Here is a 10,166-nt window from a genome sequence, read left to right on the forward strand (position 1 = left end):
CCAGCTTGATACGGCTACAGCCAACGCCAAACAGGTTGGTGCCAGCCTTGGTGTCGGGTCCAATCCATCCGGGCTTACCGGTGGGTTGTCCGGTTCTTATCAGACAGCCAAGGGCAATGCCGCAATCGTCTCCGAACAGTCCGGCATTCATGCAGGCGAGGGCGGTTTCGACATCAAGGTTGACGGCAATACGAAGCTGAAAGGTGGTCTCATCACCAGTGAAGCCGCCCCGAAAAACAATCGTCTTGAAACCGGAACGCTGGAGTTCGAGGACCTTGATACGCATTCGAAATGGAAAGCTGACACCTATGGCGGTGGCATAACCGGTAGCGGCCCTATTGTCTCTCCACCGATCAAGGAAGGCGAAAGCGAGACCGGGAAGGCTTTGTCAGCGATTTCTCCGGGTGAGATCGTCATCACTGATCCGGACAATCAGAAGCAGAATATCGATGATCTGCGTCGTGACACCACCGACACCAACACGTCGCTGCCCGGTATTCCTGATCTGCAGAAAATCCTCAGTGAGCAACTGAAGACCCAGCAGCTCTACGATGACGCTGCCGCAAAAGCCGCCAAGATGATCGGTGATTATGCGTCGGAGCGATATACTGAAGCTTATAAGAACGACAATAAAGCCGAGATGGAGTTCTGGAAGGAAGGCGGCAATGGACCTGCCATCCTGCACGCCATCGCGGGCGGTCTTCTTGGGGGCCTCACTGACTTCAGCGGAATGCTCTCTGGCATGGCAGGCGGTGCGATGTCCGCAAAACTCGCACCGGAAATCCACAAACTCGTCGAGCAGTTTGTTAAGGATGCAGGTGTCACCGGTTCAGCAGCGGACCTCATGGTCAACACCATCACCGGGTCCATCCTTCAGGGTCTCGGCGCGGTAACAGGCGGAACAGGTGCTGCGTATGCCGGGAATGCGTATCAGAACAATTATCTCAACCATCAACAATTAGATGAGTTGAAAAAAGAGCTCATAGATTGTGGTGCAAACGATAACGTCGAAGCATGCAAGGCGGAAGTCTCAAAACGTTATTCTGATCTGGATTTCAAGCAGGAAAAGGAACTAGATGCATGCAGGACGACTGAATGCGTTCGGAACACATTGGGCGATTTGTATGGTGATCCTCAGGTCGCTTATCTCCAGATAATGGAACTACAAGAGCTGGGTTTGAGTGAAGCAGTGGCGCAACGACTGCTTACTTATCAGGTCCAAGAGCGTTGGCTGACTGGTGGTGCGAGCGTATTTGAGCAACGGGTGATGGACGTTGCCGCAGGTGCAGGCTATTGCGAGGATCATGGAGGAGGAGATGGGTGTTTCCTCAAAGGACAAGCACTGAAATATGTTTCCGATAGTGTGACCGCGATAGCATTTGGTTTGATCGGAACAACCCAATTGAAGGCAGGTACCTCATCGGTTGATCTGAACAGATCTGTAGACGATATTGTCATTAGGACGACGTCTGCTGGGGAGTCAGTGATTGTCATTCAAGGCAAAGAAATGAGTATTCATTCAGCCCAGCAGGCCACAAACCGCAATATTTCAACAGACAATATAAATAATGCTATGAAGCAGCAACCTTTCCAGTACAAGCAAAATGGTCAGACCTTGGATGGATATTATGATCCAACCACAAATGTTTTTGTGGGTGTTGGTAACAGAATTACCACTGTTGTTCGCCCGCGAAATCCCAGTACATACATCGATAACTTGAAGGCGAGGCAATGAAGATTTCGTATGATGACAGCGTCGATGCGGCTTATATAAATCTCAACGATGAATTTAGTCCAACGTTGGTTGACTATACCTATTGTTGTGATCCGAATCTTGTCGACGGTCAGATTCACCTTGATTTTGACAATGATGGACGACTGGTCGGCATAGAGATTTTGCAGGCCAGTAAAAAACTCCATTCATCGTTATTAACGAAAAATAATGATAGTCGACTGGATTAATGGCTCTGAAACCGCATTCAGACAGTTTTTCAGGGGGGGATAAGCTGTGTGACGCCAGTAACTAGTTGAGTTCAACAGGTTTGGAGCACTTCATGTTTCTTTCAGATGCAGCACTATAGCCGAATAATAGTGTAACTCGGTACAGGAAAATCTCTAAGCGGTGCGACCGTTTCCGGCGAGACGGTGATTGCCGACATTGGCGGCGATCTGAACATTGAAAGCCAGCTCGATACGTCGACTGCCAAGGCCAAGCAGGTCAATGTCAGCGGCAGCGTGGGCAAAACGCTCAGGGACAAACAAGCGGCGGCATCTCCGGCTCTTATCAGACAGCCAAGGGCGATGCCGCAATCGTCTCCGAACAGTCCGGCATTCATGCAGGCGAGGGCGGTTTCGACATCAAGGTTGATGGCAATACGAAGCTGAAAGGTGGTCTTGTCACCAGTGAAGCCGATCAAGAAAACAACCGTCTGGAAACCGGCACGCTGGAGTTCGAAGACCTTGATACGCATTCGAAATGGAAAGCTGATACCTATGGCGGTGGTATAACCGGTAGCGGCCCTATTGTCTCTCCACCGATCAAGGAAGGTGAAAGCGAGACCGGGAAGGCTTTGTCAGCCATCTCGCCCGGCGAGATAGTCATCACTGATCCGGATAATCAGAAGCAGAATATCGACGATCTGCGTCGTGACACCACCGACACCAACACGTCGCTGCCCGGCATTCCCGATCTGCAGAAGCTTCTTGATGAGCAGCTGAAGACCCAGCAGCTCTACGATGACGCTGCCGCCAAAGCTGCCAAGATGATTGGTGATTATGCTTCAGAGCGATTTGCTGAGGCAAATAGGAATCAAAACACAGAAGAGATGGAGTTCTGGAAGGAGGGTGGAACTGGCCCGGCCATCCTGCACGCCATCGCGGGCGGTCTTCTTGGGGGCCTCACTGACTTCAGCGGAATGCTCTCTGGCATGGCTGGCGGTGCTATGTCGGCAAAACTCGCACCGGAAATCCACAAACTCGTCGAGCAGTTTGTTAAGGATGCAGGTGTCACCGGTTCAGCAGCGGACCTCATGGTCAACACCATCACCGGGTCCATCCTTCAGGGTCTCGGCGCGGTAACAGGCGGAACTGGTGCTGCGTATGCCGGGAATGCGTATCAGAATAACTATCTGAAGCATGCTGAGCGAGAGGAGTTTGACAAAGCTCGTTTTGACTGTTCGCAAGGGAATCAGGAAGCTTGCAAGATTGCAGACGACCTTAGACAGAAATCGTACGAAAGAGACGAATTGCTCGACAGGTGTCGAGGCGACTACAGTAATGAGTGTCAACAAGCTCGCGCTGAGTTGCGCTATGCAGCGGCTGAATACATAGATTTGGCGCGTAAAGGTTTGGGCGATCCGAGCAGCCCGCTCTACTATAGCGAACGCCATATGGTGTTTGTGGGTGCGGCAAAATATGCAGACGAAAAAGATACGTATGTTCTGCCGCAGGAGTTACTCTCGAGTTTAAGTGACCCAAAATCATTACAAATTGCTACTGGGAATCCTCAGGAGGTTTCACAGGCTTTGAGGGGGCCAATTTCGCTGGGCCTCATTGCTGGCGCTGCGTTAATTGAAGGTGGCTTAAGACCAAGAGGGACGATAAAGCGGGAAGGTGGAAATGTTGACGAAATCGTACCTTCAAGTAGGAAAGCCACCTCAGCTGATGTCGAAAGCTATTTTCAGCAGAACAGGCAGTATTGGTCGAACGATCCAATTGTCGTCAGCGGAAATAAAGTCTATCAACGTAATGACTTAATCGATCCGAAATATGTCGATCCGAGAACAGGAAAGACCAATCTTGAATTAATGCAGTCTGGCCGAGCCCCTATCGGTCCCGATGGAAATCCAATAAATCTCCATCATATGACGCAGTCTCAAACAGGACCGATTGCAGAGTTGACGCAAACTTTCCATCAGAAAAACTCGAGTACGATACATATTAACGGAAGCGATATACCGTCGGGTATTAATCGTGCAGAGTTTAGTATATGGAGGCGGGATTACTGGAAAAATAGGGCAAACGATTTTTAGGAGACTATAATGGCGAAAGAAATTGCAAGCATTATTGAGGAGATAAACAGAATTGATGATCCGACCGGGAGAAAGCTTACATTGCCAGACGATGCTCTTATTCATAAGTATGAGAGTGCGACTGGGTTTCAATTTTCTGAGGACTATAAGGAATTTCTAAAGAACGTTAGTAATGCGTTTGTAGGATATTTATCTCCGCTTATTTTAAACGAGGAAATGGGTGGAGTGTATGGAGAGTTATTAACCACGATACAACAAGCTCGGTCGGTCGGGCTACCAGATAATTGGTTGCCCATCTGTGAGGATAACGGCGATTATTACTGTATTGCACCGGACGGACTTATTCGCTTCTGGAGCCATGATGGTCCCTCGGATGAATCTTGGCCAAACTTGGCAACGTGGGCGGATGAGGTTTGGATACAAGGCAAGTGATACAGGACCAGTCTCGCGTAGTGACGAAGGTCTTTAAACTGGATAGGGGTTTATGATTTTCTACGGTCCTTAAGACGTGGCGAGTTGCTGTGCCTATCCGCCTGATTTGGAAGCTGCCCATAAGAGGCAAGGAGCAAAGTTAGCTGATCGCCTTGAGGAGCTCGGTGACTATTATTCCGTGGAATACAAGCCTTGAGCTTAGTCTCTATTCGCAATTTTCAGATCGGTCTAAAGCCTTTTCTGACAGCTTTGTTCCCAATGCTCATGGCGGCATTATGGGGAACGGTGGAGGTCTTAGCAGTTCAGGAATGCGGCTCATTCTGACACCAATCTGAAGTGGGCAGTTGTTGAAGGTGGGGCGATACACGCCTAAAGTGGTTGGAGATATTGCTCTGGAAATGGCGAAACTCCTCGATTCTGCAAATATATTAGAATGACTTCCTTGGCGGCTTCATCTGGGCCGTTCTAATACGGCTGGCTGCTGCTTTGCTGGGAGCGGCTGCAAAGGGAGGAAATTTCCATTAGCGGTAATGCTTCTGATAGCGTTCAGTAATCCGGGCGTTGATGATACGCGTCAAGAAGTGCGCCCCACGGTTAGAGCGGGCGAGATCATTGCCCGTTACTCAATTGCATCGATTGAGAATCTAAACTGGTAAACCTTAACGCCTCGGGAGATGTTCCGAGGCATTTTTATGTGTTTTTAAAAACCATTCTACACCGAATTGAAATTTCCATATTACTACGGACAGTATATTATACGGCTACAATCATTATAGGAGACAGAAAGAGCTAATCACTTCGCCTTTGATTGAAAGATTCTTGCCTTTGAAATCGTGGAAGAGACAGTTTCTGGGTGACTTGCTCTCGTACGAATTCGGCCATTCCATCACCATTAAACCAGTATATAAAGTCAACAGAGTTGCGATCTGGGTCCTCATCGCTAAAGGCGGTGAAACCTTGTAGTAGAATATCTTTGACGTTATCGTCACCATTGAAATCAAACCATTCTCCCGAATACCAATATCTGGCAAAACCAGTATGGAAACAACGTTCGTGGTGAGACATCCCCCAAAAAGGCTTATGCCCAACCAGCTTCATGTCAGGCAGCCATGTCTTCGCAGCACTGAGCCGGATTCGAGCACGTTTTGATTTGCCTATTTTGTATTTTCCATGGTTTTCGACGATATAGATGAAGCCGGGGTCCACCCGATGCAGATTCCAGACTGGCATGACAGTACCAACGTTCTTGAAAATCATCTAAGCCCTCTTTTTTGGAGCGAATGTTACCTTTATGGAATTAAATACGAGAGAAATCGCAGTGCTCGCCCGGTCCCGTAGTTTTATACTAACTTGTCTGCTTAGTAGTTGCCTACCGGCTTAGCTAGAACTACGGAATGCAATGATGAAATATCGGATCATTTGAGGATTGCTTTTGCACCTACTGCATGGGAATGGGACATGCTCGATTACTTTTCCATAAGCGGCATCAAGCTTGGATGGGATACACTTTGCGGCTTGTGGCGGTTGGCGCGCCGAAATCGGCGTAACCTCAACCCGGTGAAGCGACTTGAGCTGCGGCAAAAATGGAAGCCCAAGTTCGATGACTTCTTCCTTGTTAACACCCACAAAGAACTCAGCACTGAAGTCATCATTCGAAATATCAACCGCCTAGATGAATACCCGAACAACGCTGAACCGCAGAGAAAGAACGGCATTAGCCCGTGGTTTAAAGTTTCTGTGGTTCAAACCTACGAGCGCGGATTTATGGTCTGTCTCAGTATAGGGGAACTAGTGTCTATCGGTGAGGACAAGTGGCGTTATCGGGATTGGTTAAAGGGTGAGAAAGGCGAGAAATTTTGGTGCATCGGTTTTATCCCTTACGAAAATATCTTCGACGTGGATTGGGATGGCGACAAGTATTATAATTATCCGCATATTTTTTGTTATTTTGATCAGATACGCAAACAGCCCTACGAGCGCATCATGCTTTGCCGCGAATGGAAGTTCGACAAGACGTCGCACTTTACCGAAATAGCAAACATTGAGACTGTGCGAAAAGCCAGCAAAAAGTATGGTCTAAAGTACTTTGGCTGAAGCTGCGGCAACAGTTCTACACGACATCCACCAGCGCTCATGCAAGCACCATTGCCTTGTTCTCATCTTGACATTTAGCTTGCTGAATTAACGATTGTCGATTTTCGTAGTTTCGAAAGGGTCGAGCGGCTGCAGCCAGTTGCGGCAATTATGCTATTCCAGCTTTGGCCACTCTCCAGCATTTTAAGAAGTGCTGCATTCCGTGATTTGTTTTCTGGCCTGCCTTTATATTTTCCATCAGCCTTAGCTTTATCAATTCCCTGCTTTTGTCGCCGTCTGCGATCATCGTAATCTTTCCGAGCGATGGCAGCGATCATATCCAGAAGCATGCTATTGATCGCCTCAAACATTCGAAGCGTGAACTCATCCGTATTTTCCGAAGCCATTGACCATGAAGTCGGAAGGTCAAGCGCAACGACGCGAATTTGTTTTATTCTAATTTCTGCCTTCAGCTGTTCCCAGTCGGCAGAGTTCAAACGGCTCAACCGGTCCACCTGCTCAATTAAGAGTACATCGCCGGGTTGGCTATCGGAAAGCAGACGGAATAATTCCGGGCGATCAAGGGAAGCGCCGCTTTCGTTTTCGACATAGAAGGCCGCGATCTTTAAACCACGCTCTTTGGCAAATGCAATCAGATCGTCTTTCGCTCGATTGGCATCTTGATCCTTTGTAGAGGCTCGAAGATAGGCACGTAAAAACATAGAACCACTCAAATGTTCGTTTTAAGTGGTTCTTTTATAATCGGTTCGTTTTGACTTGTAAATCGGAATTATCGAACCAGCGCAGGGCCAGTTCGCCAGAGGTATACCATTCGGCTCTACGGTATTGACTATCGAAATCGTTTTGCCCGATAGCGCTGCTCTCCCCAACCAGTACAGAGATGCTTTGACGACGGTCGAAGATCGAAGCATCTTAAATACCGACGACTTCTCGGGTTACGTTCGAGAGCTAATGCCCGAGTGGGTTAAAGATGTAATTCGCGAAGCCCATCCGCCGAGTGACGAGAATTTGGATGATTTGCAAAGCGATCTCCAAAAGCTTCTCGATGAGTTTAGATTGCCCACGCCAACTTATTCGAAGTCGCTAAAGTCCACAGAGCGTACGGATCAAAGTGACGAAGGTCTCGATGAGGCAGAGAAAGCAGACCTCGACCCACTGGCAAACGAAGAGGATCGCTTTCTTAGAGGCGAAGGCCATTCAGGAAACCGAGCCACTTCGAAGAAAATTAGAAAAGCGCCCGAAGGCGCGAAATTATCTAAAGAAGCGCAAGCTCTTGAACGCGCGCCCACAATAGAAATCCTCAGAGAATTATCAGAGATTGAAGCCAAGGGAATTAAAGGGCGCGCTGGCAAATATTATAGAGATGCTCAAACGCTCTTCGTGAATGGCCTGTATTCTGCCGTGGATAGAATGACTTCCGAGCTAGAGTTACACTTTGCGGGGCAGGCCGAACCAGAAGCCCTTAGAGGCATTATTCTCTCAGCGGCACAGCGGTCAACGGCCTACCGTGTTGGTAAAGCCACCTGTTATGCAATCAGCAAACGATTGGCGGATGATTGGCCACTTGAAGATTTGGAAAGAGCAACTTCTCCCGAATCTCTTTCCTTGGCCGCAGATGATTATCATCAGAGCCTGAACGCTGCTCGCAAATGGATACGTTCAGAGCTCAAGGTAAAGGGCTTCTTGGAAGATGAAACAGAAATGCTTTGAACAGTTTTAGGTAACATGCTGACTGAATGATGCGCAAATTACGCATTTGTCGTTCATCACTTCATTGAATCGAAGCAGATAGTCTCTCTTCGAGCGATCACGAAACATCAATATTTTAATTAAATGGAGAATTTATTGGTCAGCGCAAAAGAGATTATAAAAAAAGACGTCGCGGGGCTGAGTACCGGGAGTTCATCGGAAGACATTGTGATATCGATGACATATCAAGGTACAAGATTATCGATGGTAGCTTCGTAGAGGGATTTTACGAAAAACTGAAGGATGAGGTTTTCGTTCTTAAGTTGACGTCCAAGGCGGACAGGGAAGACCATGGTATAATTTATATTGGAAATGGTGGTGGACCTGACCTGTTGAATCTTGCAGGGAAAGCCATTCCTCCATGCGTTAATCCGCTGAAGTGAATGTTTGAGTATTCGGAAGAAACCGGTACTCGAAATCCGGGTAGCCCACATTCCAATCAAATGACGCCGTTCAATAGGGAATTGTATGTTTTGGCAACCCTTTGCCATCTTGTGTTGAAACTGGAGCACAAGCCGGGTCTCCCAGTCGATGACTGCCTTGCTGAAGTCGTCAAACAGAAAGGCACGAATCTCCCAGATTTCTGGGCAAAAAGTCTGAACAATACGCTTGCTAGGTTGTCTGCGTCGGTTGATATCATCAATGAGCGGTTGATGATGTTGGATAAGGATGCAAAGACCTATTCGTTTCCTGAAATGCGAAAGCGATTGACGGACAGGTACGAGTATAATCCAGAGATGATTTTCGTATAAAAATAATTATATCGTTGCCACCGATAAAAAGGCGGACCAGAACGCAATCTGATCCACCGAGTTTAGAGGTTAGGCGGCAGTTCGCCTTGTTCGGTACACGCAATAGCGACGTCGGGGAGCTGAACTTCGTTTTAATTTCCCTCTAAATTGCTTTTGATAAGGAAAGGTCTTTAAGCCACTTACCTGTGGTACGGTTTTCTTGAGGTCGTACCATGAAGGTTTTCGATACCGGGCTGCGAGTTCCGGATGCCTTTTAGCCCACTTATGGCGATCTCTCGAGGCTTTGAATGCTGCCTTCCGGCGAGCCTTTAGACTTAGAGCGTGACTGACCATCGAGCGTCTACCACGAAACCATCCTTGATATGCGGCGTATTTTTGGAGATTGAAGTAATCGATAGACTTAGGAGTAACGCCTTTAACCAGATAATTTGCGAGGACCTTATCAGTATAGATATTGACCTGACGTATATCTATCGAATGCTTAAAGACGTTGTCTTTTCGCTTTTTTACCCATTTTGGAACTTTACGTTTGAATTCCTTTTCCAACTCAATTGGAACATGAACCAGCCAATGGACATGGGTAAATCCATGAGGGTTTTCAAAGACAAATAACCAATATGGTTTGCATTTAGGAAGATTTTTTCTTGAACAGGCATTGGTAAGCCAACGCCTGTAAGATTCTCTTATTTTAATGAATATCTCATCTGCATTTAATTTGAAGCATTTGTCGAATGTTATCGTTACAAATGTGTTCAGATTGTAGCCAATGTATTTTGCATAATCAATGGCATGTAGTATATTTTCTGTACCCTTATGGGTTAAATACTCAGTTCGCACTTAATAAATATTATTACTTTCCTTATCCTTTCAAAATTGACGATATCTAGCCTACATAAACTAAAAATCGCACCGAGGGTTTCTCGGGCTTTTGAGGATTTCCGTATTTGAAATTTTGGATTAAAAAATTGGGCAGATCAGATCGAATTAGATAAACTGTTCGCCTTCAGAAACAGCCCAACATCGACATCGCTTGGTAATCCCCCCACCAAATAACGGGCTTCAAAAGTAGAATTTTCTCGGGCTATATGATCGAGGAGATTTTAATGAA

General features: G+C 47.1%; 9 protein-coding genes and 1 pseudogene. 8 read left to right on the plus strand and 2 right to left on the minus strand.

Annotation, left to right across the window (positions count from 1 at the left end; all coding sequences use genetic code 11):
- From KWJ32_RS27170 to KWJ32_RS27190, 5 genes and pseudogenes are all read left to right on the plus strand, one after another.
- Positions 1-1,735 (plus strand): annotated as a pseudogene (locus KWJ32_RS27170) (hypothetical protein); the annotation flags it as partial.
- Positions 1,732-1,962, plus strand: coding sequence for a DUF2283 domain-containing protein (locus KWJ32_RS27175; protein WP_012092716.1), 231 nt, complete (start codon positions 1,732-1,734; stop codon positions 1,960-1,962). The pseudogene KWJ32_RS27170 and the gene KWJ32_RS27175, both read left to right, overlap by 4 nt.
- Before the next feature lie 183 nt (positions 1,963-2,145).
- Positions 2,146-2,385, plus strand: a complete 240-nt coding sequence (locus KWJ32_RS27180) for a hemagglutinin repeat-containing protein (RefSeq protein ID WP_080514351.1) — start codon at positions 2,146-2,148, stop codon at positions 2,383-2,385.
- Between the two features lie 185 nt (positions 2,386-2,570).
- The gene (locus tag KWJ32_RS27185) at positions 2,571-4,031 is read left to right on the plus strand and encodes an HNH/ENDO VII family nuclease (protein ID WP_049768432.1); all 1,461 of its coding nucleotides are present in this window, start codon (positions 2,571-2,573) and stop codon (positions 4,029-4,031) included.
- Positions 4,032-4,040: 9 nt separating this feature from the next.
- Positions 4,041-4,463, plus strand: a complete 423-nt coding sequence (locus KWJ32_RS27190; protein WP_012092717.1) for an SMI1/KNR4 family protein — start codon at positions 4,041-4,043, stop codon at positions 4,461-4,463.
- Between the two features lie 789 nt (positions 4,464-5,252).
- Here the strand turns inward: KWJ32_RS27190 and KWJ32_RS27195 are convergent.
- The gene (locus KWJ32_RS27195) at positions 5,253-5,720 is read right to left on the minus strand and encodes a GIY-YIG nuclease family protein (protein WP_012092718.1); all 468 of its coding nucleotides are present in this window, start codon (positions 5,718-5,720) and stop codon (positions 5,253-5,255) included.
- 201 nt (positions 5,721-5,921) lie between these two features.
- Here KWJ32_RS27195 and KWJ32_RS27200 point away from each other — a divergent pair, with 201 nt between their 5' ends.
- Complete coding sequence (locus KWJ32_RS27200; RefSeq protein WP_012092719.1) at positions 5,922-6,557, plus strand: hypothetical protein; 636 nt, start codon at positions 5,922-5,924, stop codon at positions 6,555-6,557.
- A 74-nt stretch (positions 6,558-6,631) separates the two neighbouring features.
- On the opposite strand, the gene KWJ32_RS27205 is transcribed toward KWJ32_RS27200, so the two are convergent.
- Entirely contained in the window at positions 6,632-7,258 is a 627-nt protein-coding gene (locus KWJ32_RS27205; RefSeq protein ID WP_012092720.1) for a recombinase family protein, read from the minus strand.
- Between the two features lie 124 nt (positions 7,259-7,382).
- Between KWJ32_RS27205 and KWJ32_RS27210 the strand changes: the two genes are divergently transcribed.
- Positions 7,383-8,267, plus strand: a complete 885-nt coding sequence (locus KWJ32_RS27210) for a hypothetical protein (protein WP_012092721.1) — start codon at positions 7,383-7,385, stop codon at positions 8,265-8,267.
- Positions 8,268-8,689: 422 nt separating this feature from the next.
- Positions 8,690-9,058: a hypothetical protein gene (locus KWJ32_RS27215; protein ID WP_012092722.1), complete on the plus strand. Its 369-nt coding sequence runs from the start codon at positions 8,690-8,692 to the stop codon at positions 9,056-9,058.
- Positions 9,059-10,166: the final 1,108 nt, after the last annotated feature.

It is taken from the genome of Ochrobactrum sp. BTU2 (assembly GCF_024539785.1).
Lineage (GTDB): Bacteria > Pseudomonadota > Alphaproteobacteria > Rhizobiales > Rhizobiaceae > Brucella > Brucella anthropi.

Bases quoted from the DNA above. Each gene is read 5' to 3' on its own strand.
- KWJ32_RS27175 (WP_012092716.1), top strand. From the start codon at position 1,732: ATGAAGATTTCGTATGATGACAGCGTCGATGCGGCTTATATAAATCTC.
- KWJ32_RS27190 (WP_012092717.1), top strand. From the start codon at position 4,041: ATGGCGAAAGAAATTGCAAGCATTATTGAGGAGATAAACAGAATTGAT.
- KWJ32_RS27195 (WP_012092718.1), bottom strand. From the start codon at position 5,720: ATGATTTTCAAGAACGTTGGTACTGTCATGCCAGTCTGGAATCTGCAT.
- KWJ32_RS27200 (WP_012092719.1), top strand. From the start codon at position 5,922: ATGCTCGATTACTTTTCCATAAGCGGCATCAAGCTTGGATGGGATACA.
- KWJ32_RS27205 (WP_012092720.1), bottom strand. From the start codon at position 7,258: ATGTTTTTACGTGCCTATCTTCGAGCCTCTACAAAGGATCAAGATGCC.
- KWJ32_RS27215 (WP_012092722.1), top strand. From the start codon at position 8,690: ATGTTTGAGTATTCGGAAGAAACCGGTACTCGAAATCCGGGTAGCCCA.